We start from the raw sequence: 21,401 nt of genomic DNA on the forward strand, positions 1-21,401 counted from the left end.
CGGCGCGGCGCGGACACCCTGTCCTTCGCCGCTCCGCCCCGGGTGCGTGAGGGCGCGCTCGACGACGAGTACCTGCACCGGATCACGGCCGCGTTCGGCATCACGCGGGACCGGGTCGTGGCCCACCAGTGGGTCGACAACGGTCCGGGCTGGGCCGTGCTCCAACTCCCCACCGCCGAGGAGGTCCTCGCCCTCGAACCCGACCTCTCCCTCATCCCGACCGCGATGGTCGGCGCGATCGGCGCCCACCCCGACGGGCATCCGTACCGTTTCGAGATGCGCACCTTCGCCCCCGCCGTCGACGTGCCCGAGGACCCGGCCTGCGGCAGCATGAACGCCGGCGTCGGCCAGTGGCTCACCTCCACCGGCGCCGCACCCTCCTCCTACCGCGTCTCCCAGGGCACCAGACTGGGACGGGCCGCGAGCATCGAGATCACCGCCGACCCGGACGGCACCGTCTGGGTCAGCGGCGCCGCCACCATCTGCGTCCGCGGCACCATCACCCTCTGACCGTGACCCTCACGCGGTGTCGGACGAGAGCGTCTTCATGCTGACGTAGCTGGTCACCGTGGCCACGCCGGGCAGGCTCGCCAACTGGTTGGCGTGGAAGTCCTCGTAGGCCGGCAGGTCGGCCACCTCGACCTGGAGCAGATAGTCGAAGTTGCCGGTGATGTGGTGGGCGTGGACCACCTCGGTCAGCCTGGTCACGGCACTCTCGAACGCGACCACGTCCGCGCGGGTGTGCCGCATCAGCCGGACACCCGCGAACACCCGCAGACCACGGCCGACCGCGGCCGGATCGATGAGCGCCCGGTAGCCCCGAATCACCCCGGCCTCCTCCAGCTGACGCACGCGCCGCAGGCAGGGGGACGGCGACAGCCCCACCCGGGCCGCGAGCTCGTTGTTGCTGATACGGCCGTGCTGTTCGAGTACGGCCAGAATCGACCGGTCCACCTCATCCATGGTGGCAGATTATTGCTCCCAGAGATTGCCTAGCACAATCCTGCGCCCGTACTGAGCGCAATTTGCTGCCAAAGTTGCCGAGATCCGGATACATCGGAGGGTCGGTCGGTCACGCTTCAAGGAGTCACACCGACGGTCCACGGAGGGCAGCCATGCCGGGCAACAGCACCATCACCGTTCACGCCGATCGTGAAGTCCACCCCAGCCGTGCCGTGGCACCGCCCATCTACCAGACGGCGGCGTTCTCGGCCGAGGACGCGGAGACGTTCGCGCAGGGCGCCGTCGCTCCACGGGGCAAGGACTTCTACACCCGCTTCGGCAACCCGAACCACGCCCAGGTCGCGGCCGTCGTCGCCGAACTGGAACACACCGAGGCGGCCATGGTCACCGCGTCCGGGATGGCCGCGCTCACCACGGCCGTCCTGGCCCTGGTGTCCGCCGGCGACCACGTCATCGGGCAGAAGTCCACCTACGGCGGCACGGCATCGGTGCTGCTGAACCTGCTGCCGCGGCTCGGCGTGTCGACCACCCTGGTGGACCAGACCGACCCGGAGGCGTTCGCACGGGCACTGACCCCGCAGACCCGCCTGATCCTGGTGGAAACCCCGAGCAACCCGCTGCTGCAGATCACCGACCTGCGCGCCGTCGCGGACCTCGCCCGCGCGCACGACGTGCTGACCGTTGCCGACAACACCTTCGCCACCCCGCTGAACCAGCGGTCGACCGACTTCGGCATCGACCTGGTCTGGCACAGCGCCACCAAGTACCTCAACGGCCACTCGGACGTCTCCGCCGGAGTGCTCGCCGGATCGGCCGACATCCTGGACCGCGTCTGGGACGTCGGCCTGCTCACCGGTGCCACGCTCGGCCCGATCGACGCATGGCTGCTGCTGCGTGGCATACGCACCCTGCCGCTGCGGGTACCCCGGCACAACGCCAACGGTCTGGCGCTCGCGGAGGCCCTGAACGGGCATCCGGCGGTGGCGAAGGTGCACTATCCCGGTCTGACGACCCACCCGCAGCACAAGCTGGCCGTGGACCAGATGAGCGGTTTCGGCGGGGTGCTCGGCATCGAGTTCACCGGCGGGTTCGAGATGGCCGACGCTTTCCTCGGCCACCTGCGCTACCCCCGCCGGTCGGCCAGCCTCGGCGGCGTGGAATCCCTGGCCGTGCATCCCGCGTCCATGTGGCGCGGGATGCTCAGCGAGCAACAGATAGCGGAGTCGGTCCCGCTCGGCCTGGTCCGGCTCGCCGCGGGCACGGAGGACACGGCCGACCTGGTCGCCGACGCACTCGCCGCGGCGGACGCGGTGCTGGACGGAACCGCGACCACGACCGGAACCCCGACCGCCTGAGCAACGGTTCGCCCACCCTCACCGCCTGCCACAACATGATCTTGAACCGCCCGAAACGTCCGCGAAGGAGTAACTACGATGAAAACCCTGCTCACCGGCGGCACCGTGGTCAGCATGGACCCGGCTGTCGGCGACCTCGAACGCGGTGACGTGCTGATCGAGGACGGTGCGATCGTCCAGGTGGCCGAGCGCATCGACGCACCGGACGCCGACGTGATCGACGCGACCGACCGGATCGTCATGCCCGGCTTCGTGGACAACCACCGCCACTCCTGGCAGACCGCGTTCCGAGGCGTCGGCGCGGACTGGACGTTCCCCGAGTGGGCGGTGGCCATGCACGGCACGGTGAAGCCCCACTACCAGCCCGAGGACGTCTACGCGGGCACCCTGCTCGGCCGCCTGGAGGCCCTGCACTCCGGGGTGACCACGATGCTGGACTGGTACCACGTCGCGCAGAGCCACGCGCACGAGGACGCCGCCGTCGCCGCACTGCGGGACGCGCCGGGCCGGTCGATCTTCTGCCTCGGCGCCGGCTGGGGCACCGCCGACTCCGTCGACGCCGACATCCGCCGCGTCCGCGCCGACCTGTCCGGGGACGGCCTGGTCACCATGGCGCTGGGGCTGCGCGGCCCCGAGGACACCAGCATGGACACCGTCGCCCGCGAACTGAAGCTGGCGGCCGAACTCGGCCTGCGCACCAGCCTGCACGTCGACGGCGACGGCGCGAGCGGCGGCGACGGTACGCGGCGTCCGGTCGCCGATCTGCACGAGCACGGCCTGCTGCGGGACACCACCACCTTCGTGCACGCCAACGGGCTCGGCGACGAAGAGCTGCGCATGCTCGCCGACGCGGGCAGCTCGGTGTCGATCAGCCCGGACGTCGAGCTGAAGATGGGGTTCGGCTGGCCGATGACCGGCCGGGTGCTGGCCGCGGGCCTGCGTCCGACGCTGTCGGTCGACGACGTCCCCTCGGTCGGCGGCGACATGTTCTCCACGCTCCGTACCGCCTTCGCCGTACAGCGCGGCCTGGACGGCGGCCTGCGCTCGCGCGACCTGCTGGAGTTCACCACCGTCGACGCCGCCCGGTCGTGCGGGCTCGACGCCAGGGTCGGCAGCATCACGCCCGGCAAGGACGCCGACATCATCCTGCTCCGCACCGACGACCTGACCGTCTTCCCGGTCACCGACCCGGCCGCCACCCTCGTCAGCGCAGGCCACCCCGGTCTGGTCGACACGGTCCTCGTCGCCGGCCGCGTGGTCAAGCGCGACGGGGTCCTCGTGGGAGTCGACCTGCCCGCCCTGCGTTCCCGCCTCCTCGCCTCACGCAACCGGATCGCCGAGGCCGCCGGCATCCCGCTCGACGGCACCTGGCGTCCGCGCCCTGAAGCGAGGTAGGAGCACTCGGCGGTGCACGGCGTACGACGGCCCGCCCGCAGCCCCTGCCCTGCTCACTGTTCGCGGTCATTCGGTGTCCCGGCACACCGGGCCGGTCACTCGGGCAGGCAGGTACAGGGACCGTTCCTGCGCGGTGATGTCCCGGTGCACGGCCCTGCAGATGGTGCGGATGACGGCTCCCGGGCCGGGCAGCGCCGCGCTCCACAGCCGTATGCTCCCCTCGGTCCCGACGCTGGCCAGCGTGCGCCCGTCGGCGCTGAACGCCAGGGCGCGCGCACCGCGCCGGTGTGACCGATGAACGTGGTCCGCGCGTACCAGGTGGAGACGTCCCGGAGCCGTACGGAGCCGTCGTCGTCGCCGGTGGCGAGGGTGGTGCCGTCGGGGCTGAAGGCCACCAGGGTCCCCGCCTTCGTGAACGTGTCCTCAAGCCGCCCGGTGGCCGCATTCCACAGCCGTATCGTGCCGTTGTCACTGCTGGTCGCGAGCCTGTCGCCGTCGGGGCTGAAGGCGACCGACAGCACGGTGTCGTTCGACTGATCGATTGCTCGTGCCAGCCCCGACGACCGGGCGGCACTACTGGAGCCACCCGCGTTCAGGACGAACGCGGGCCGTCCGTCGACGACGTCGAACACTCGTACCTTGCTGAAAGCACCGGTGACGGCGAGCATCCTGCCCGAGGGGCTGAAGAGCAACGACATCTGCGTCCCCTCGCGACGGTTGTCCCGGAAGACGTGTTTCGTCCGCCCCGTGACGGCGTCCCGGAGCGAGACGGTGCCGTCGTTGCGGCCCACGGCGAGGGTGGAACCGTCGGGGCTGAAGGCCACCGCCGTACCTGCTTCGGCCAGCGTCTTCTGCCGGCCGGTGGAGAGGTTCCACAGCCGTACGGTGTCCGCGTCGTCGGCAGTCGCGAGCCTGTCGCCGTCGGGGCTGAAGGCGAGGGATGTCGTGCCACTGGAGAGGTGGGCCGGGAGCACGGAACGGACGGCGCCGGTCCTCATGTTCCACAGCCGTACATCGCCGTCACGGTCCGCACTGAAGGCGTCGCCGGAGGCGAGGGTGCCGCCGTCCGGACTGAGGGCCAACGATGGTTGGCCTCCCTCCAGGGGCCAGGTGAGGGTGCGTTCGGGCCTGCGGCTGGTGGCGTCCCACAGTCGTACGGAGCCGTCGCCCGCGCCGGAGGCGAGTGTGCTGCCGTCCGGGCTGAACGCGACCGATTCCACGGCGGCCGTATGGCCCGTGAAGGTGATTGCGGACCGGCGGCCGGCGACGTCCCACAGCCGTACCGTGCTGTCGTCGCTGCCGGTGGCGAGAACACCGCCGTCCGGGCTGAAGGCCATGGTCCGCACGGAGCCGGTATGGCCGGTGAGGCTTGTCTCGGCGCGCCCGGTGGCCGGGTCCCACAGCCGTACGGCCCCTGAATCGCTGCCTGTCGCGACGGTGTGTCCGTCCGGGCTGAACGCCACTGACTGCAGGGAGTCCAGTGCATCGGTCGTGAGCGTGGCCCGGAGCCGGCCGGTGGCGGGGTCGGACAGGAAGACCTTGCGATCGTGCCGGCCGGTGGCCACGGTACGGCCGTCCGGGCTGAAGGCCACCAGCATCTCGGTCGCCGAGGGGGCGGCGAGGGTGGCCGTGACGCGGCCGGAGGCCACGTCCCACACATGTCCGGCGCTACTGACAGCCGTTGCCCGCCCCCGCACGTAACCCACCGCCTCGAAGCGACTGTCCGACAGCGAAGGCCGCTCTTCCTGCCGTCCGGTCGCGACGTTCCACACCCGTACCCCCGTGACCCCCGCGGTGAGCAGGTGCTTTCCGTCACGGCTGAGGGCCAGGGACCAGATGGCGGCGTTGGCGGAGCTGATCACGGTGGCCTGCTTACGGCCGGTGGTGGTGTCCCACAGCCGTACGGTGTCCTTGCCCAAGGCATTGTCGCCGGCGGCCGTGGCGACGGTCCTCCCGTCGGGGCTGAAGGCAACCGCGTGGACGACTTCGGAAGAGGTGTCGACGCGCCGTTCGAGCGGTACACCGGCGGCGGCGTAGAGACTGATCGTGGCCTCGCGAGTGGGACTGGTGCGGTAGGCCTGCACGGCCAGCAGCGAGGCGAGGTCCGAGTCGCCGGCCAGCAACGCGGTGGACTGGGCGGCGAGTTGGCGGGAGAGGCTCGCGCGCTGGGCCGTGACGGCGGACTGCCGCTGGTTGTACGCGAGCCCGGCCGCCGTGAGGGCCAGGACCAGCAGGACGGCCAGGGAAGCGACCAGGGTGCGCAGTCGGCGGGTTCTGCGGGTGGCGGTGGCGTGCTCCTCGTCCCGGGCGTCGAGGCCGGCGGCGAGGAAGGCGTGCTCCAGCGGGGTGAGTTGATCCCGCTGCTCCGGGGGGAAGGCTTCCTCGGCGGCGGCCAGCCGCGAGCCGCGGTAGAGGGCCCCGGGGTCGCGGTCGAGCTCGTCCCAGACCCTGGCGGCTTCGGATAATCGCCGGTGGTTGCGCAGGAGTTCGCGACTGGTGTCGATCCAGTCACGCAGCCGCGGCCAGGCGGTGATGAGCGCCTCATGGGCCAGATCGACCGTGTCGTTGTCCAGGGTGATCAGACGGGCGCGGGCCAGTTGCTCCAGGACGAGATCGGTGTCCTCGGTACCGGTCGGGTTGAGTTCGCTGTGCGGGGTGGGGCGGCGGGTGTCCTGGGCGCCTTCACCGGGGGTGATCAGACGAAGCAGCAGGCGGCGCGCCCGGGCGGCCTGCTCGGGGCCGAGACGGGTGTACACCTGCTCGGCCGTGCCGGCGATGGCGCCGTGGATGCCGCCCGAGGCCTCATAACCCTTGAGGGTCAGGGTCTTGCCGCGCCGGCGGCGCCAGGTCTCCAGCAGCGCGTGGGACATCAGCGGCAGACCACCGGGCTCGTCGGCCACCTCGTCGATGATCCGCGAAGTGAGCGTACGTTCGAGGACCAGGCCGTGGGCCGCGGCAGGTTTGACGATCGCCTCGCGCAACTCCTCCCGACTCATCGGCGTGACGAGCAGATTGGCCGCCTGCAACGCCCGGGCCAGACCGCGGTGTTCGCCGCAGCGGCCGTAGAAATCCGCCCGGACCGCGACCACCACCCGCAGCCGGCTGCTCGCGTCCAGCGCGGTGAGCAGTTGATCGATGAACCCGGTGCGCTCACCGGCGTCGTGGCAGAGAGTGAAGACCTCCTCGAACTGGTCGACCAGCACCCAGGTGTCCCCGTCCCCCTCCGCGGGGACGAGAGCGGGGGAGTGGGTGGTCGCGGGCCGCTCACCGGGACTGAGGATCCGGATGGCCGCGGGACGCCGTGCCGGTGACGCCTCCTGCCGCAGCGCGGGGACGAGCCCGGCCCGCAGCAGCGAGGACTTCCCGCTGCCGGACATACCGACCAGACCCACGAAACGGTGGGCCCCGCCCAGCCGCACCAGGTCGGCCGTCAAATGGTCCCGGCCGAAGAACCGGTCGCGGTCACCGGTCGCGAAACGCGCCAGACCCAGATACGGGGCCTGCGCACCGTCATCGACCAGCGGCTGCTCCTGCTCCTCCCGCTCCGCCTCCCGCCAGCGCCGCTCCCACTCCGCGGCGTCCGCGCCGCACGCGGCCACGTACGCCAGAACCACGGGCAACGACGGCAGCCGCTCACCGGCGGCGGCCTCGGACAGGGTCGGGGCCGTGTACCCGGCACCCTCGGCCATGGCCCGGTACGTCGGCCTGCCGGCCTCCTCGCGCAGCACGCGCAACCCGTGGGCGAAACGCTGGACAGGCCCGCCCTCCGGATCCAGCGGACTCTCAGGACGGCCCATGTGTCTCTCCCCCCTTGCGCCGCATCAGACAGTGCTTGTCCTACGGCGCTTGCTCGACATCGCGTTCCCGGTGGCGCCCCTGTGAAGGGGATCCACCGTGCAGTACACCGGCACACCGCACCAGACACTTGCCGGTCGAGCATCCATCCCACTGAGCCCCGAGTTGATTGGCAGCCCCGGCCGACGCGGCCATCAATGCCGACCTCGCAGGCGGGACGGGCGATGCCGACCGCGACGGGGCGCAGCTACGGCTCCTGCGGTGCTGTCGAGCGCGAGCGGCGCCGGTTTCCCATGCCACCGGCGCGGCGGTTGATTCCTGTGCGGTGAGCGGGCTGCCAATCAACGGCGCGGCCCCTGGAATCGGTGGCAGGCAGTCCAGCGGGGCCGGCGCCAACGGTGGTCGGGTTTCCCAGCGGACCACCGTGCCGTCCGAGGACGTGACGACACATGGACAAGTCGACGACGAAAGGCGGATACCCGTGAAAATGAACCACAAGGTGAAGTGCGGCCTGCTGGCCACCGGCGCCGCATGCGCGGCACTGGGCCTGATGACCGAAAGCGCATCGGCGGACTCGGCGATCGTGCTCACCGGACGCGGCTATGGCGTGGTCACCACTGGCGGGAACTATGTCTATGCCTGCGACACCAACGCCGACAACTGGGGGGTGCGGACCCAGTACTACACCAGCAGGGGCGTCACCGACATCGTGGGAGACGGCAACGGCAGCAAGAGCGGCTGCGGAGGGGAGTCGCCCACCGGCGGTGGCTACATCGTCCGCGCACGAGTCTGTGCCGGAGTGAGCGGCGCCAACACCTCCTGCACGTCCTGGTACTACTACCCCTGGTGACCGAACCCCGGGCGACGGAAGTCGGTGCCTGTGGCTGGGACGGGGGTCCGGCCACCGCCTGACGCCGTCCGCTCGACGGGGGGCGTCCGACCTGGCGCGGACAAAGCCCGGGCCCCGGGGACCAGACTTCGTCCCCGGGGCCCGGGCTCCGGAACTCGCGGCCCGGTGCGCGCAGTCACTTTGCTGCCGCGCCGGGTTCGGTTCAGCCCTCGACGACGCCGGACGCGGCGATCTCGATCTTGGCCTTGGTGGAGCCCGACTGCGAGCCCAGGGACTCGATCTTGTCGATGATCTCCTGGCCCTGGACGGCCTCGCCGAAGACGACGTGCTTGCCGTCGAGCCACGAGGTGACGACGGTGGTGATGAAGAACTGCGAGCCGTTGGTGTTGCGGCCGGCGTTCGCCATCGACAGCAGGTACGGGCGGTCGTGCTTCAGGTCGAAGTTCTCGTCCGCGAACTTCTCGCCGTAGATGCTCTTGCCGCCGGTGCCGTTGTGGTTGGTGAAGTCACCGCCCTGCAGCATGAACTGCGGGATGACGCGGTGGAAGCCGGACCCCGCGTAGCCGAAGCCGTTCTGCCCGGTGGCCAGCTCTCGGAAGTTCCGGGCGGTCTTCGGGACGACCTCGTCGAAGAGGCTGAAGACGATGCGGCCCGCGGGGGCACCGTCGATGGTGATGTCGAAGTAGACGTTGCTCATAATAAATTCTGTCGCTTTCAGTGTGTTGCACACTGCCCGGCGCAGCAGTGTGCCGAACGCCGGACGGTTACCTCAAAATGGCCCTGATAGCAGAACTCTATCCACAGACCCGACGTCCTCACTGTCGGTGGAGCGGACCTGCAGGTGGTGTGGGTGTCCGCTGATAAAGTGGGAGAACGCTTCGAGATCGCCGGGGCCCGTACCAAGGGGTGCGGGCCCCGGCGCATTGCGGGCAGCAGACCGAGGAAGGTTCCCATGGACGCCAAGCCGCCGACCGTCTCCTTCGCCACGCTCGGGCTGCCACCCGAGCTGGTCGCGACGATGACGGACCTCGGGGTGACGGAGCCCTTCCCGATCCAGGCGGCCACGCTGCCCGACGCGTTGGCCGGCCACGATGTGCTCGGCCGGGCACGGACCGGTTCCGGCAAGACACTCGCCTTCGGGCTCCCGCTGCTCGTACGGACCGCAGGCCTGCGAGCGGAGCCGAAGAGGCCGCTCGCGCTGGTCCTGGTGCCGACCAGGGAACTCGCACAGCAGGTGAGCGACGCGCTCGTGCCGTACGCGCGGACAATGGGTGTGCGGCTGGCGACGGTGGTCGGCGGCCTGTCGATCAACCGGCAGTCGGCGCTGCTGCGGACCGGTGTCGAAGTGGTCATCGCGACGCCGGGCCGGCTGACCGACCTGGTGTCGCGCCGCGACTGCCACCTGAACCAGGTACGGATCACCGTGCTGGACGAGGCGGACCAGATGTGCGACCTGGGGTTCCTGCCGCAGGTCTCGGACCTCCTGGACCAGGTCCGCCCCGACGGGCAGCGGCTTCTCTTCTCGGCCACGCTCGACGGCGACGTCGACCCGCTGGTCCAGGACTACCTCCACGACGCTGTTCTCGCGTCGGTCGACGGGGTCGCCGGCTCGGTCCCGGCGATGGAGCACCACGTACTGAACATCCACGGCGCCGACAAGTACGCCACGGCGACCGAGATCGCAGCGCGGGACGGCCGCGTACTGATGTTCCTGGACACCAAGGCCGGTGTGGACCAGTTCACCCGTCACCTGCGGGCCAGTGGCGTGCGGGCGTCCGCGCTGCACAGCGGGAAGTCACAGCCGCAACGCACGCACACACTCGCCCAGTTCAAGAACGGCGAGGTCACCGTGCTGGTGGCCACCAACGTCGCCGCTCGCGGCATTCACATCGACGCGCTCGACCTCGTCGTCAACGTCGACCCGCCGGCCGACGCGAAGGACTACCTGCACCGGGGCGGGCGCACGGCGCGTGCCGGGGAGTCCGGCAGGGTGGTCACCCTGGTCACGCCCGGCCAACGGCGTGATGTGAACCGCATGATGTCCGAGGCGGGCATCCGGCCGACCGTCACACAGGTGCGCTCCGGCGAGGAACAACTGACGGCCATCACCGGGGCCAAGCGCCCTCCGACGGGGACGAAGACCAGCGGCAACGCCCCCTTCCGCGGCCTGGGCACCCGCCCGGGCCGACCGGCCAAGGAGTCCCGCAAGGCCGCCGAGGCCCGCAAGACCGCGGAAGCCCGAGCGGCGGCCCGGGTACGCAAGAGCCGCTGACCCCGCGGACGGCACTGAGACCGCGGGGCCGGGGCCGTACTCGTCGGCAGATTCCGGTTCAGCCCTGGAACTCGCGGTCATGCGCCGCCGACGACTCCGGGGGTGACGAAGCGGCGATGCAGTGGCCGGAATTCACTTTCGGGCTGACCGGTGATGCCTGCTTTCTCGACGGCGGGAGCCAGTCGCTCGGCGAAGAAGGTCTGGAAGGCCTGTTCGGAGTCCCAGACGTCGGTCACATTGAGTCCTTGGTCGTCGAACCAGGCCACATGGACCTGTGAGCCCGCGGGGGACGCCTCTTCCCAGCCCACGGTGTCCCGAACTGTGTCGTACTGCTCGGGGGTGACACCCGTCCAGCGCATGAACATCACCACAGCCAATGTCCGCTCCTCGCTCGTGTCGTGTGCGACCGGCCCCGGCACCCGCGAGCTTGGGACGCCGGCGGTGGTGGCCCGGCCATCGTCCTGCGCGACAGGGACCGGGCGTAGAGCGTACGGAGGTGCGGCACCGCTGCGGTTCACTCTTCGCGCCCGGTGGGCAAGCGTCCGCGTGCCCGTGCGGACGTCTCGTCCGGCGGCGGGGAACGGTGACCGTCCCGGGATTCACGGCGATCCGGTCCGTCCGGCGCACCTCGTCCTTCTGCCCGGACACGGCCACCGCCCGCCGGACCCACGAGGCTACCGGCCCCCAGGGCCTGCTGGCCCGGGCCCGCAAGGCCTGCGCCCTGGAGCCGCTGCGCGACACCGGCGTACGCGCCGTCAGCAACTGGGACTTCGCCGAACAGGACCTGCCCGACGGAATCGGCCGCGTCGTGTGGACCTGTGTCCCCGAACGGCCACCACTACGCATTGGCCGCCTGCGGCCGCGCCGTCACAAGCCTCTCGGTGAGCGGAGACGCCACGGCCACGAAGCAGTCCCGCACCCTCGCCGTACCCGCTGCCCGCAACCCGCGCATCACCGTCCGGGCCAGCCTTGCCACCGGTGAAGGACGACTGCACGCCGTCGGCACTCCCGGGAAATGCGGTCCTCGGCCCTACCGGCGTGCGGTCCTCGGCGGCGCCACCGAACCGCGTGGCTTCGCCTCCGGGGGCAGGACTTTGCGGCGGCTGAGTTTGTCCTCGTCGATCGCTCTGACCGTGCGTTTGACCACCAGGTCCACCAGCAGGTCCGCCGGCCACCGGTAGCTGGACAGCGGCGGCGTCAACAGCCGTGACAGCGGATGGTCGTCGAAGCCCATGACCGAGACGTCATCGGGTACTTCGAGTCCCAGCTCCCGGGCCCCGGCGTAGACGCCGTAGGCCATCGAATCGGACAGGCACAGAAACGCGGTCGGCGGATTCGCCGAGCCCAGTACGGTCCGTGCCACCGCGGTGGCGCCCTCCAGATCGTGCGGCGAAGGGTGGAGTGTGACGTCCAGCCCGAGACTCCGCGCGACCCGATGGGCGATCACCTCGGCGGGGCGGTCGGGGGTGGTGGGCCGGCTCGGAGTCATGACGGCGATCCTCCGGTGACCGCAGTCGACGAGCCGGTGGAAGGCGTCGGTGACCCCGGCCTCGTTGTCGAAGACGACCTCCGCCGCGGTGGCTGCCCCTGGCAACCCGTCGCCGATGGACGTCAGCACCGTCCGCCGGGCGACCTCCTTCCAGTGTGCGGCGGCCGGGTCGACCGGCAGCACGATCAGCGCGTCCACCCGCTGGTCGGCCAGTTGGGAGGCGAGCGTCGCCTCAAGTTCGGGGTCGTTGGAGGCGTCGACGATCAGAGCGTGCCGACCGACTCCGAGAAACCTACGGCCCAGGGCAGCGGCGAGATCCTGCTGCCAGACGTCGGCGAGCGACCCGCACAGCACCCCGACATACCCCGTGCGCCCGGAGGCCAGAGCGCGGGCGATCGGGTCCGCCTGGTAACCGAGCCGATCGGCCACCTCTCGGACACGCCGTTGGGTCTCGGGCGGTACCTGAAGTCCGCGGAGCGCGTACGACACCGCGGCGGCGGAGAGCCCGGTCTCCTCCGCGATGTCGCGCAGGGTGATCCGCCGCGGCTGTTTTGGCACGTCGTCAGTGTAACGACTCGATGAACTGGGCAGCCGCCCCCGTCGCCCGAAGCGGAACGGCCTCCCGGCGCGCATTGACACCGCCTCCACTTAAGCGCTTCACTGGAGCGCATCACTGAAGCGCTTAACCAAAGAGACGGCATGAGCGAGCACGGTGCGACCGACATTCACCAACACCTGTGTCCGGAAGCCCTCGTCGAGCAGTTGAGGATCCGCACGCGCACGCCCCGGCTCGGCGGACGGACGGCACTGCTGCATTCCGGCCGGCTCATCGGCCTTCGGACACCGGCGACCTCGACGGCCACTCCGAGGTCGCTGGAGAACTGCGGATCTGCTACGTCGTTGCGGCCGGTCCAGGCCCCGTCCACCACAAGCGGTTCACGATGCGCGGCGGCTGCCCACTCCGGCTCGACCCGTGCGTCTGCGTCGACACCTCGTCGTACGGCCGCGGGGCGCTCGACGCGGTGGCTCATTTCCTGCGCGTCGACGCCCAGGTCCGGGGTGGCGACCTGTGTTGCGCCATCCCGGTCGGCCCCGAACTCGGCGTGGCCGCAGAGCACGCCGTACGCGTGAGCAATCCATCCCACCTGCCCGAAGGAGTACGACCGTGACCGCACCGCTTCCGTCCCACGACCTCGACACCGCCGCCGCCCGCGATGCCGAACCGTGGCATCGAGTGCGGGCGGCCGTCACCCTCGACGCGCTCCCGGGGCGCGACCTGGACAAGCGGGAACTGCTGGAGCTGGCCTCGTCGATAGCCGCGGACCCCGACAGCTGGCGTGAGCACGTCGCCTTCGACGACGACAATCGGCACTATGTCTCGCTGCACCGGGATGCCCACGTCGATGTCTGGGTGCTGTGCTGGACGCCGCGGAACGACACCGGCTGGCACGATCACGATATTTCGTCCGGTGCCGTGGCGGTGGCCGAGGGCGCGCTCGTCGAACACAATCTGGCCGTCGGCGTGCCGAGCCTGGCAACCGAGGTGCTGGCCGGTCAGGTCTTCTGCTTCGGCCCGGACCACATCCACCGGCTCACCGGACGCGATGCCGGCAGCGTGTCGATCCACACGTACTCGCCGCCGCTGGGGCGGATGGGTCAGTACACGGTCGCGCGCAACGGGATCCTCCGTCGTACCTCGGTCTCCTACGCCGACGAGTTGCGTCCACTGGACGACATGATCTGACCCGACTCATGCGGTTCGCTGCTGACCCCGTCCCGTAGAACGTCATGGTTCGGCCCCAACACGAACTGCTCGTCCCTCCACCGTTCACGCGGAGACAGCCACCTGGGCCTTTTAGGCGCGCTCGACCGAACCAGGGCGGGCCCTGGTCAGGTTTGCAGTCATCGCAGTAGGCGGCGCTGACTCGAACTCGCGCTCGCAGCTTGGGAAACGAGGGCACTTGGGGAGAGCCGGATAGCTTCCGACCCGGACATACGTGCTCGGGTGTGGCGCTCGGGAGCGCAGGATCGCACCGTTGCTGACCGTGGTTCACCGGTCTTAGGGGCACGGTGTCGGCTCCGAGGTGTGGACGACCCCTCTTGGCGGCTGATGAGTGGCCGAGCGCGGGAAGCGAGCGTTGGCCGGAAGGCAGCCTTTGCAGGAGCACGTGGAAGAGCGGGGTTCGGCGGTGAGCCGGTCAGGCAGGAGGCGGGGCCAGGCGTGGGGTGCCGTGGAAGACCTGGCTGGTGTGCCAGGTGAGGTGGTCGTCCGCGACGGGGCGTGCGGCCGACTGCGGGCCGATGACCGGGCGTCCGGCGAGTGCTACGACGTGCTCGCGTGCGGCGGTGCTGTGGCCGACGAAGCGTTGCGAGACCAGGATGCGACGGCTGTCGTCGACGCCGAGGACTCCCTTGTCGAAGAGCTTGTGGTGCAGGGAGCACAGGCACAGTCCGTTGTCGACGTCGTCCGGTCCGCCGAAGGCCCACCAGTGCACGGCCTTCGAAGCAGTCATGGCCAGTATCCGTGTGCCGCGGACTGGGCCGGGAAGGCCGAGAACTCGACCGGACGCCGTTCTGGCGGACCGCGCATATTCGTCACGCGCGATCCGGAAGAATCTCCGTCGCCGCGGGATCCGCGCTGTCATTCCCCAGCCGTCCGACCAGGCCGGTCATCGTCGGCGCAGAGGCCGTTCGGGGGGCCGGCCGCCCGCCTTCGACGCAGAGGCGTACAAGCAGCGCAACGCGGTCGAGCGATGCATCAGCCGGCTCAAGCAGTGGCGGGGCTGGCCGTGCGAACGGACAAGCTCGCCATCGCCTATCGGGCAGCGCTCTACTTCGCTGCCATCCTCATCTGGGCCTGGGGGTAGGGCCGTCGGACCGCGTAATTTGGAGAGCCACGTCCTCAGTCCAGCGTGGCAGCATGCGGCAATGGTCTTTCGACACCCCGACGGCGGCTACGCGATCACCGCGATGTACTCCGTGCCCGATGACGCGTGGTATCTGGAACTGGATCTCGTGGCTGGGCAACGGACTCTCGTGACCGCAATCGTCCCTGACGGGGATCCGGCTGCGACCAGAGCTCGTCGAGATCATCTACCAACTCCGTCAGGAGCACATGGGCGTCATCGACGATGACGACTTTCCCCAGGTTCTGGCGGACGTGCGCACCATGGTCCCCGAGGAAGACCTCCCCACCGTTCTAAAGGCCGTCTTTGGGCGGAATCCTGATGGCACCACCATGGACCGCCTGCAACGCCCCGGCCTGTGAACGGTCAAGGAGACAGGACCTGGCCGATCTGAAGGTCGGGGTGCCCCTTACCCGGCCGAGGCGAGGTGAGGAGCGCCCTCACGACGTGCGCCGCTCGGCTCCCACAGGTTGAGTTCATTACCGGGCCCCGGGCCAGACATCCCCGTCACCGTCCCGTCAGCTACGGCCGCGCGGCAGCATGAGGGCCGCGACCGTGGTGGCCATCAGCATCACAGCCGCGACGCACAAGGCGACCCGCAGACCCACAATGAACTCACCCCGGTCCGCGACCAAGGCTCCGAAGACGGCCACGGCGAGCGCGCCGCCCGTCTGCCGGAAGGAGTTCAGGATCCCGGCGGCCATTCCGGCCCGATCTGCGGCGATGTCGTTCAGCAGGATGGCGGTCAGGGAAGGTACGAAGAAACCCAGGCCGAGGCCGACCGGGATGAGCATCGCCGCGATCACTGGTCTGCTGGTGCCCTCGTCGATCCAGAGCAGGCCGAACATCGCCAGCGCGAAGATCGCTTGTCCCACGGCGATCGGCATCCGCGGCCCAAAGCGCGCCGCAGCCCTGGCCGAGGCCAGGTTGGCTCCGGCGATCACGGCCATCATCGGTAGGAACATCAGCCCCGCGGCCATGACGGACAGGTTCAGAACGTCCTGAAAGAACAGGCTCAGCACGAACACCAGCCCGTAGAACGCGGCATTGCCGACGAAGCCGATCGCGACCGAAACCGTCACCGTGCGCGAACGGAAGAGGTCGAGCGGGACCAACGGCGCGGCGGTACGCGCCTCGATCATGATGAACGCCGCCGTCGCCACTACGGCGAGCCCCAGGCAGCCCAGCACCACGGGCTCGCCGAAGCCGTTCTCCCCTCCGTCGATCACCGCGAAGGTGAGCGCCGCGAGCGCGACGATCGCCGTGAGCTGGCCGTACGGATCGAGCGGCGTGGCACGGCGCGGCGAGCGCTCCGCGCGGGTCAACACCGCGAGGGTGGCGATGCCGACGGGCAGGTTGACGACAAAGATCGCCCGCCAGCTCAGAGTGCTGGACAGCACCCCGCCGGCCACCGGGCCGGCGGCAACCGCGACGGCTCCGCCAGCCGTCCACAGTGCGATGGCCGGTGCCCGTTCGGCCGCGTCCGGGAAGGCCTGCCTGACGAGGGCCAGCGAGGACGGCAGCATGATCGCCGCCGCGCTCCCCTGGATCAGGCGGGCGGCGATCAACTCGCCCAGCCCCGGCGCCAGTCCACAGGCCGCCGAGGCGACCGTGAAGACCGCGACGCCGGCGCCGAACGCGCGGCTCGCCCCGATGCGGTCGGAGAGCGTGCCCGCGGAAAGCAAGAGTGCGGCGAACATCAGCGTGTAGGCGTCCACGATCCACTGCAGTCCCGCCGTACTGCCGCCGAAGGTCCGCCCGATCCCGGGCAGCGCCACGTTCATCGCCATGGTGTTGAGGTTGAGCAGAAAGATGCCCATGAACGTGGTCGCCAGGATCAGTTTCGGTGCGGCCGTGCGTTGCCGGGCATCCTGTGACGCGCGGGCTGGTTCAAGAGTGGTCATCCGTCCAGACTGGTGAGGCTCGCGAGGGCGAGGCAGACCGTGATCTTCCGGGGTGCGCCATAGGTGGGTGTAGCAGGGCCAGGCTCCGGGCTGGGCGCTTGATCACACGCTGGCAGAATGACGACATGACTGAGTTCGGGAAGTTTCTGCGGGCTCGCCGTGGCGACGTACGCCCTGCAGACGTCGGACTGCCCGCCGGAACCGGCACGCGCCGTACGCCGGGTCTGCGCCGGGAGGAGCTGGCGGCGCTGGCCGGTGTGAGCATCGACTACTACATCCGTCTGGAACGCGGCAAGGAGACCCGTCCGAGCCCCTCCGTGGTCAAGGCGCTGGCCGACGCGCTCCGCCTCAACCAGGAGGAGAGCGGCTTCCTGCACGAGCTGGCGGCGCGGGCGGCGCGGCGTGCGCCCGAGCCCCGTCCCCTGCCGTCACGGCGGGTCCGTCCGACCGTCACGCAGCTTCTGGAGACGCTCCGGCCCAACCCGGCGTACGTCGTGAGCCGCACCAACGACCTGCTGGCGGCCAATCCCGGCGGGCTGCGGCTGCTCCACGGCATCGCCGACTGGCCGGAGCGGCAGCGGAACACCGTCCGGTACACCTTCCTGCACCCAGCTGCCCGCGAGCTGTGGGCGGACTGGGAACAGAAGGCCAAGGGGTGTGTCGCCCAGTTGCGGGCGATCGCCGGCACCGATCCGGATGCCCCGGATCTCGCCGCACTCGTAGGTGAGCTGATCGTCAAGAGCCCCGACTTCAACCGGCTCTGGGAGCGGTACGAGGTGCACACGATCGGCGACGGCGAGAAGACGCTCCGACACCCGAAGGTCGGCACGATGACGCTCTCGCACGAAGGGCTGTCCCTCAACCGCGCACAAGGCCAGCGCCTCGTCATCTACATGGCGCCGCCCGGCAGCCCGGACCACGACAAGATGACGCTCCTCGACCTCGCCGCCTCCGGCCCGTCCGTCGGTTCCGGCGAGACGGCGCCCGTCTCACCCTCCCGGAGACAGGGCTAGGCGCTTACGAAATCCCGGTCGACGAAATGTTGTCTGTCCGCAGGCGATGCCCAGTTCGGTGAACATGGCCATCATCTCCAAGCGGAGGGTCCGGCAGTGCCGGTCGATGGTGGTCCAGGTGGCGGGGGGCCATCGCCGTCGGGGTTCGGTGACACCGGCGAGTAGCGGGCTGATGACCCTGTCGCGGAGGGTGGTCAGAGCCGCGATGATGCGGGCGGCTGCGGGTGGTCCGAGGTAGTGCCGGGTTCGGCCGGGTTCGTCGACCAGGTCCTTGCCACGGAGTTTGCGCAGGTCGTAGGCGGCCTGGCGGGTGGTGTAGCCGTCCATGCCACGCATCGCGGTGACCTCGGCGGTCAGATCGGCGGCGGTGAAGCCGCCGGGGGCGGGTGACAGGGCCAGGACTCCGGCCGGCACGGCGCGGATCCGGGGCTTGTTCAGATCGATCCCGCCAACGCGGGTGGCGCCGAGTCGGGAGGGCAGCGGCAGTTCATCGAGGGTGCCATGGGGGATGAAGCCGATGTCGACGCAGTCCAGCACGGTGCAGAACCGCTGTGCCATATCCGATACGGCGGCGACGATCCGGGGGAACTTGTCCAATGCCCGGCCGGTCTTGAAGCCTCAAGATCCGCCAACAGGAATCCTCCGGGTGCTCCTGACCTCCACGGTGAGCGGGTGGTCAAGGATGCCGTCGGCAATGTGTTGCAGGACGGCGACTCTGTCGTCGTGGTGAAGGCACTCACGGTCAAGGGGAGTCCCTCGGGAATCAAGGCCGGCACGTAGGTGCGCAGCATCCGGCTGGTCGACGGGTCGACGGCCATGACATCGACTGCAGGATCGACGGTTTCGGGGCGATGCAGCTCGCCGTCCGGGCCGGCCGCCGGGGAGGAGCCATTACGACGGAGTCAGGCGACAGTACGGACTGACCGCCCACCGATCAGGTGGCAGCAGCCCGCAGATCTCCGGCCGTCAGCAGCGACAACAGCCCGATGCTCTTGGCCGCAAGGGTGTCGGCGCCGCCTTGTTCACGGTCGATCACGCACAGAGCCTCGAAAACCTGAGCCCCCAGATCACGCAGGTCCGCGGTCGACAGCACGATCTGCCCGCCCCTGGTGACCACGTCCTCGACGACCAGCACCCGACGGCCCTCGACCTCCGCGCCTTCGGCGAGACGGCAGGTGCCGTACGGCTTGGCCTGCTTGCGCACGAACGCGCAGGGCAGGCCCGTATGTCGGCCGAGCGCGGTCACCACCGGGATGCCGCCCATCTCCAGGCCGGCCAGGACCTCGGTGCCGGAGGGCACCAGCGGAACCATCTGCCGGGCGATCTCGTCCAGCAGTACCGGGTCGCCCTCGAACCGGTACTTGTCGAAGTACTCCGTGGCAGTGCGTCCGGAGCGAAGCGTGAAACGCCCCGTCAGATGAGAGGCGGCATGGATACGGCGAGCAAGATCAGAATGTGTCACAGGCGTTCAGTCTTCCAGCCGCCCGTCCCCGCCAGGACACCGGCTCCCGCCACGGAACCAGGCCATGGACCGCCGCTCGCCATCCCGCCTCGGTGAGCGCGTCGGTGCTCCCGTGGTGCCGGGCAGCAGCGAGGTCGTGGGTCGATCCGGGCAGGGCGGGCGATCACGAACGCCTTCTCGTGGATCGTCCGCATCGCCCACCACGATGCCGACCTGCTTGTGCTTGTTGTCCATGTCGGTCTGATCGCGCTGGAGTCCCTGGTCCCAGTACCGGCCCGCGAACGCGGATGACGCCGGCACGGTGAACTCCTGCGGACGGGAGGGCAGGTGTGCGACGGTGGGTACCGGCCGGGTCCGCAGCTTTCCCCCGTAGCGGCGGGCCCGGCCGCCCGTTCAGCGAGTGGGCGAACGGCTGCCCCGGGCCAGCGGATCACCGTCATTCACCACTGAGCAGGCGGCCCGCACCGGGAACGACCGTGGGCAGGCCCAGCTCGACGAGGGCGCGGTACGCCGTCGCGGTGGCCGCCGAGAGCACGGGGAGTCCCGCCGCTTCCTCCACCGGCTGGATCGACGGCAGCGAAGGCATCTGGACACAGGCGGACAGCACGAGTGCGTCGGCCCGTGACAGGTCCAGGCGCCGCCAGTGCTCGCGCAGGTCGGCGGGGTCGAGGCGGGCGACGGCCAGGTTGTCCGGCACCTCCAGGCTCAACGCGTCCACCACCTCGATGCCCGCGTCCTCGATGTAGTCGGCCACGAGCTGCGTGAGCGGTTTCAGATACGGCGTGACGATCGCGACCCGCCCGGCTCCCAGGGCCCTGATGCCGTCGAGCAGAGCGCCCGCGCTCGACACCACGGGCGCCTGGGAACCCTCGGCGCGCAGCACTCCGGTGATCTCGTCCTCGGCGGTGCAGTGGTGCCCCGGCCCCTGCGCCATGATGGCCACGAGGCAGGCCGTGACGACCACGTCGGGCCGGGCGTCGGCCAGTTCCAGCGCCGCTCGCCCGGTCTGCGCGTTCATGGCGCGCAGCTGCTCGGGCGTGACGTGCCGCATGCGCATACGGCTGCTGTGGAAGACGAACCGGTCCTCCGGAACCAGGGACTCCCGCTGCCGCATCATGCGCGGCAGTTCCGTCTCCATGGTCAGGTTCGAGCTGGGCACGATCATGCCGATGTGGTGATCGGTCACGGGATCCTCCGGGTGTGGTCGGCCACCGGGGATCCGGAAGCCGCCGCCGCGGAGTCAGGAGCCCTCGGTGAGTCCCTCCCAGTGGTCGGCGAGGGACGTGAACAGGTGCATGATGTGCTCGCGCTGCTCCGGTCCGAACGGCTCAAGCAGCCGCTCGTCGAGCCGTCGGGCGCGGAGGTTCGCGTCGTGGAGGGTCTGCTCGCCCTCCTCCGTCAGATAGAGCAGCTTGCGCCGGCCGTCGTCCGCGGCCGTCCTGCGCACGATCAGGCCCCGGTTCTCCAGGCGCCGGGCGACGTCCGCCATCGTCGACGTGTCCAGGGAGACCGCTGACGCCATGGACCGCTGGTCGCTCCCCGGAGCCGCGTCCACGGCCTGCAGCACGGCGAACTGCGGGCCCGTGAGCGTCGGGTCGACGGCACGGATCCAGACCGCCAGATACGCCTGGTAGAGGCGGCGGACCTGGTAGCCGGGCGCAGCGGTGAGCTCCGGGGGAGGCCCGGGAGGCGTGGACGTCGGGGCTGTGGTTTCGTCACCCATGAAGCCCACTTAAGCACGGCACTTGATCGAGTCGTCGGCCGGACCTGCGATCTCCGGGAACCCGCGCGCCGACGTCACGCCAGCATCGGGTGCAGCACCTGGCGCAGGGCCGCGAGTGCGGCGAGCGGGTTGTCCCAGAACAGCATGTGGCCGGCGTCCGGGACCTCGGCCAGCACGGCCGACGGCAGCAGCCGGGCCGCCTCCGCCGCGCCCTCCGCGGTCACGACCGGGCTGTCCGCGCCGTACAGGAGTGCCGTGGGCCCGGGCACGGAGG

General features: G+C 70.2%; 22 protein-coding genes and 3 pseudogenes. 12 read left to right on the plus strand and 13 right to left on the minus strand.

The annotated features are described in order from the left end of the window. Nucleotides 1-510, plus strand: a 510-nt coding sequence (locus tag R6V09_RS18345) for a PhzF family phenazine biosynthesis protein (protein ID WP_317882485.1), incomplete at its 5' end; no start/stop codon positions are given. A gap of 9 nt (nucleotides 511-519) precedes the next feature. Here the strand turns inward: R6V09_RS18345 and R6V09_RS18350 are convergent. Further along, a complete protein-coding gene (locus tag R6V09_RS18350) occupies nucleotides 520-963 on the minus strand; it encodes an Lrp/AsnC family transcriptional regulator (protein WP_317882486.1) in 444 nt (147 codons plus the stop codon). 152 nt (nucleotides 964-1,115) lie between these two features. Between R6V09_RS18350 and R6V09_RS18355 the strand changes: the two genes are divergently transcribed. Next, complete coding sequence (locus R6V09_RS18355; protein WP_317882487.1) at nucleotides 1,116-2,318, plus strand: trans-sulfuration enzyme family protein; 1,203 nt, start codon at nucleotides 1,116-1,118, stop codon at nucleotides 2,316-2,318. Nucleotides 2,319-2,396: 78 nt separating this feature from the next. Continuing rightward, complete coding sequence (locus tag R6V09_RS18360; protein WP_317882488.1) at nucleotides 2,397-3,713, plus strand: amidohydrolase family protein; 1,317 nt, start codon at nucleotides 2,397-2,399, stop codon at nucleotides 3,711-3,713. Nucleotides 3,714-3,808: 95 nt separating this feature from the next. Here the strand turns inward: R6V09_RS18360 and R6V09_RS18365 are convergent, their stop codons facing one another. Next, complete coding sequence (locus R6V09_RS18365) at nucleotides 3,809-7,510, minus strand: nSTAND1 domain-containing NTPase (protein ID WP_317882489.1); 3,702 nt, start codon at nucleotides 7,508-7,510, stop codon at nucleotides 3,809-3,811. A gap of 485 nt (nucleotides 7,511-7,995) precedes the next feature. On the opposite strand from R6V09_RS18365, the gene R6V09_RS18370 reads away from it, so the two are divergent. Further along, nucleotides 7,996-8,358 carry a hypothetical protein gene (locus R6V09_RS18370; RefSeq protein WP_317882490.1) on the plus strand — a complete coding sequence of 121 codons (363 nt, stop codon included), beginning with the start codon at nucleotides 7,996-7,998 and terminating at the stop codon, nucleotides 8,356-8,358. Between the two features lie 202 nt (nucleotides 8,359-8,560). On the opposite strand, the gene R6V09_RS18375 is transcribed toward R6V09_RS18370, so the two are convergent. Then, the gene (locus R6V09_RS18375) at nucleotides 8,561-9,055 is read right to left on the minus strand and encodes a peptidylprolyl isomerase (RefSeq protein WP_317882491.1); all 495 of its coding nucleotides are present in this window, start codon (nucleotides 9,053-9,055) and stop codon (nucleotides 8,561-8,563) included. A gap of 255 nt (nucleotides 9,056-9,310) precedes the next feature. Between R6V09_RS18375 and R6V09_RS18380 the strand changes: the two genes are divergently transcribed. Then, nucleotides 9,311-10,630, plus strand: a complete 1,320-nt coding sequence (locus R6V09_RS18380) for a DEAD/DEAH box helicase (RefSeq protein ID WP_317882492.1) — start codon at nucleotides 9,311-9,313, stop codon at nucleotides 10,628-10,630. 77 nt (nucleotides 10,631-10,707) lie between these two features. Here the strand turns inward: R6V09_RS18380 and R6V09_RS18385 are convergent, their stop codons facing one another. After that, nucleotides 10,708-11,001, minus strand: a complete 294-nt coding sequence (locus R6V09_RS18385) for a hypothetical protein (protein ID WP_317882504.1) — start codon at nucleotides 10,999-11,001, stop codon at nucleotides 10,708-10,710. A gap of 212 nt (nucleotides 11,002-11,213) precedes the next feature. Between R6V09_RS18385 and R6V09_RS18390 the strand changes: the two genes are divergently transcribed. Further along, the gene (locus tag R6V09_RS18390) at nucleotides 11,214-11,612 is read left to right on the plus strand and encodes a hypothetical protein (protein ID WP_317882493.1); all 399 of its coding nucleotides are present in this window, start codon (nucleotides 11,214-11,216) and stop codon (nucleotides 11,610-11,612) included. A gap of 48 nt (nucleotides 11,613-11,660) precedes the next feature. Here the strand turns inward: R6V09_RS18390 and R6V09_RS18395 are convergent, their stop codons facing one another. Beyond that, on the minus strand, nucleotides 11,661-12,677 hold the full coding sequence (locus R6V09_RS18395) for a LacI family DNA-binding transcriptional regulator (RefSeq protein WP_317882494.1): 1,017 nt from the start codon (nucleotides 12,675-12,677) through the stop codon (nucleotides 11,661-11,663). A 179-nt stretch (nucleotides 12,678-12,856) separates the two neighbouring features. Between R6V09_RS18395 and R6V09_RS18400 the strand changes: the two genes are divergently transcribed. Continuing rightward, nucleotides 12,857-13,288, plus strand: a complete 432-nt coding sequence (locus R6V09_RS18400; protein ID WP_317882495.1) for a hypothetical protein — start codon at nucleotides 12,857-12,859, stop codon at nucleotides 13,286-13,288. After that, on the plus strand, nucleotides 13,285-13,863 hold the full coding sequence (locus R6V09_RS18405) for a cysteine dioxygenase (protein WP_317882496.1): 579 nt from the start codon (nucleotides 13,285-13,287) through the stop codon (nucleotides 13,861-13,863). The genes R6V09_RS18400 and R6V09_RS18405 overlap by 4 nt, the downstream gene beginning before the upstream one ends. A gap of 454 nt (nucleotides 13,864-14,317) precedes the next feature. Here the strand turns inward: R6V09_RS18405 and R6V09_RS18410 are convergent. Beyond that, nucleotides 14,318-14,614, minus strand: a pseudogene (locus R6V09_RS18410) (HNH endonuclease); the annotation flags it as partial. Here R6V09_RS18410 and R6V09_RS18415 point away from each other — a divergent pair. Further along, nucleotides 14,610-14,986, plus strand: a pseudogene (locus R6V09_RS18415) (transposase); the annotation flags it as partial. The pseudogenes R6V09_RS18410 and R6V09_RS18415 overlap by 5 nt on opposite strands. Nucleotides 14,987-15,234: 248 nt before the next feature. After that, nucleotides 15,235-15,387 carry a hypothetical protein gene (locus R6V09_RS18420; protein WP_317882497.1) on the plus strand — a complete coding sequence of 51 codons (153 nt, stop codon included), beginning with the start codon at nucleotides 15,235-15,237 and terminating at the stop codon, nucleotides 15,385-15,387. A 156-nt stretch (nucleotides 15,388-15,543) separates the two neighbouring features. Here the strand turns inward: R6V09_RS18420 and R6V09_RS18425 are convergent, their stop codons facing one another. Continuing rightward, nucleotides 15,544-16,929: an MFS transporter gene (locus R6V09_RS18425; RefSeq protein WP_317882498.1), complete on the minus strand. Its 1,386-nt coding sequence runs from the start codon at nucleotides 16,927-16,929 to the stop codon at nucleotides 15,544-15,546. Between the two features lie 125 nt (nucleotides 16,930-17,054). Here R6V09_RS18425 and R6V09_RS18430 point away from each other — a divergent pair, with 125 nt between their 5' ends. Next, on the plus strand, nucleotides 17,055-17,942 hold the full coding sequence (locus R6V09_RS18430) for a helix-turn-helix domain-containing protein (protein WP_317882499.1): 888 nt from the start codon (nucleotides 17,055-17,057) through the stop codon (nucleotides 17,940-17,942). On the opposite strand, the gene R6V09_RS18435 is transcribed toward R6V09_RS18430, so the two are convergent. Next, on the minus strand, nucleotides 17,919-18,500 hold the full coding sequence (locus R6V09_RS18435; protein ID WP_317882505.1) for a hypothetical protein: 582 nt from the start codon (nucleotides 18,498-18,500) through the stop codon (nucleotides 17,919-17,921). The genes R6V09_RS18430 and R6V09_RS18435 overlap by 24 nt on opposite strands. Between R6V09_RS18435 and R6V09_RS18440 the strand changes: the two are divergent. Continuing rightward, a pseudogene (locus R6V09_RS18440) lies at nucleotides 18,444-18,865 on the plus strand (alkylphosphonate utilization protein). The gene R6V09_RS18435 and the pseudogene R6V09_RS18440 overlap by 57 nt on opposite strands. Before the next feature lie 11 nt (nucleotides 18,866-18,876). On the opposite strand, the gene pyrE reads toward R6V09_RS18440, so the two are convergent. The 5 genes from pyrE to R6V09_RS18465 all read right to left on the minus strand — a co-directional run. Continuing rightward, nucleotides 18,877-19,404, minus strand: coding sequence for an orotate phosphoribosyltransferase (pyrE, locus tag R6V09_RS18445; protein ID WP_317882500.1), 528 nt, complete (start codon nucleotides 19,402-19,404; stop codon nucleotides 18,877-18,879). Nucleotides 19,405-19,410: 6 nt separating this feature from the next. Continuing rightward, complete coding sequence (locus R6V09_RS18450; RefSeq protein ID WP_317882501.1) at nucleotides 19,411-19,704, minus strand: hypothetical protein; 294 nt, start codon at nucleotides 19,702-19,704, stop codon at nucleotides 19,411-19,413. A gap of 136 nt (nucleotides 19,705-19,840) precedes the next feature. Beyond that, nucleotides 19,841-20,590, minus strand: coding sequence for a maleate cis-trans isomerase family protein (locus R6V09_RS18455; protein WP_317882502.1), 750 nt, complete (start codon nucleotides 20,588-20,590; stop codon nucleotides 19,841-19,843). Between the two features lie 54 nt (nucleotides 20,591-20,644). Beyond that, nucleotides 20,645-21,127 carry a MarR family winged helix-turn-helix transcriptional regulator gene (locus R6V09_RS18460; protein ID WP_317882503.1) on the minus strand — a complete coding sequence of 161 codons (483 nt, stop codon included), beginning with the start codon at nucleotides 21,125-21,127 and terminating at the stop codon, nucleotides 20,645-20,647. 74 nt (nucleotides 21,128-21,201) lie between these two features. Further along, nucleotides 21,202-21,401, minus strand: a 200-nt coding sequence (locus R6V09_RS18465; RefSeq protein WP_442810084.1) for an alpha/beta fold hydrolase, incomplete at its 5' end; no start/stop codon positions are given.

It is taken from the genome of Streptomyces sp. W16, assembly GCF_033194735.1.
Lineage (GTDB): Bacteria > Actinomycetota > Actinomycetes > Streptomycetales > Streptomycetaceae > Streptomyces.

Excerpts from the sequence above, each read along its gene's own strand:
- R6V09_RS18355 (WP_317882487.1), top strand. The coding sequence starts at position 1,116 with ATGCCGGGCAACAGCACCATCACCGTTCACGCCGATCGTGAAGTCCAC.
- R6V09_RS18430 (WP_317882499.1), top strand. The coding sequence starts at position 17,055 with ATGACTGAGTTCGGGAAGTTTCTGCGGGCTCGCCGTGGCGACGTACGC.
- R6V09_RS18350 (WP_317882486.1), bottom strand. The coding sequence starts at position 963 with ATGGATGAGGTGGACCGGTCGATTCTGGCCGTACTCGAACAGCACGGC.
- R6V09_RS18425 (WP_317882498.1), bottom strand. The coding sequence starts at position 16,929 with ATGACCACTCTTGAACCAGCCCGCGCGTCACAGGATGCCCGGCAACGC.
- R6V09_RS18370 (WP_317882490.1), top strand. The coding sequence starts at position 7,996 with ATGAACCACAAGGTGAAGTGCGGCCTGCTGGCCACCGGCGCCGCATGC.
- R6V09_RS18375 (WP_317882491.1), bottom strand. The coding sequence starts at position 9,055 with ATGAGCAACGTCTACTTCGACATCACCATCGACGGTGCCCCCGCGGGC.
- R6V09_RS18435 (WP_317882505.1), bottom strand. The coding sequence starts at position 18,500 with ATGGCACAGCGGTTCTGCACCGTGCTGGACTGCGTCGACATCGGCTTC.
- R6V09_RS18365 (WP_317882489.1), bottom strand. The coding sequence starts at position 7,510 with ATGGGCCGTCCTGAGAGTCCGCTGGATCCGGAGGGCGGGCCTGTCCAG.
- R6V09_RS18460 (WP_317882503.1), bottom strand. The coding sequence starts at position 21,127 with ATGGGTGACGAAACCACAGCCCCGACGTCCACGCCTCCCGGGCCTCCC.
- R6V09_RS18360 (WP_317882488.1), top strand. The coding sequence starts at position 2,397 with ATGAAAACCCTGCTCACCGGCGGCACCGTGGTCAGCATGGACCCGGCT.
- R6V09_RS18420 (WP_317882497.1), top strand. The coding sequence starts at position 15,235 with ATGGGCGTCATCGACGATGACGACTTTCCCCAGGTTCTGGCGGACGTG.
- R6V09_RS18380 (WP_317882492.1), top strand. The coding sequence starts at position 9,311 with ATGGACGCCAAGCCGCCGACCGTCTCCTTCGCCACGCTCGGGCTGCCA.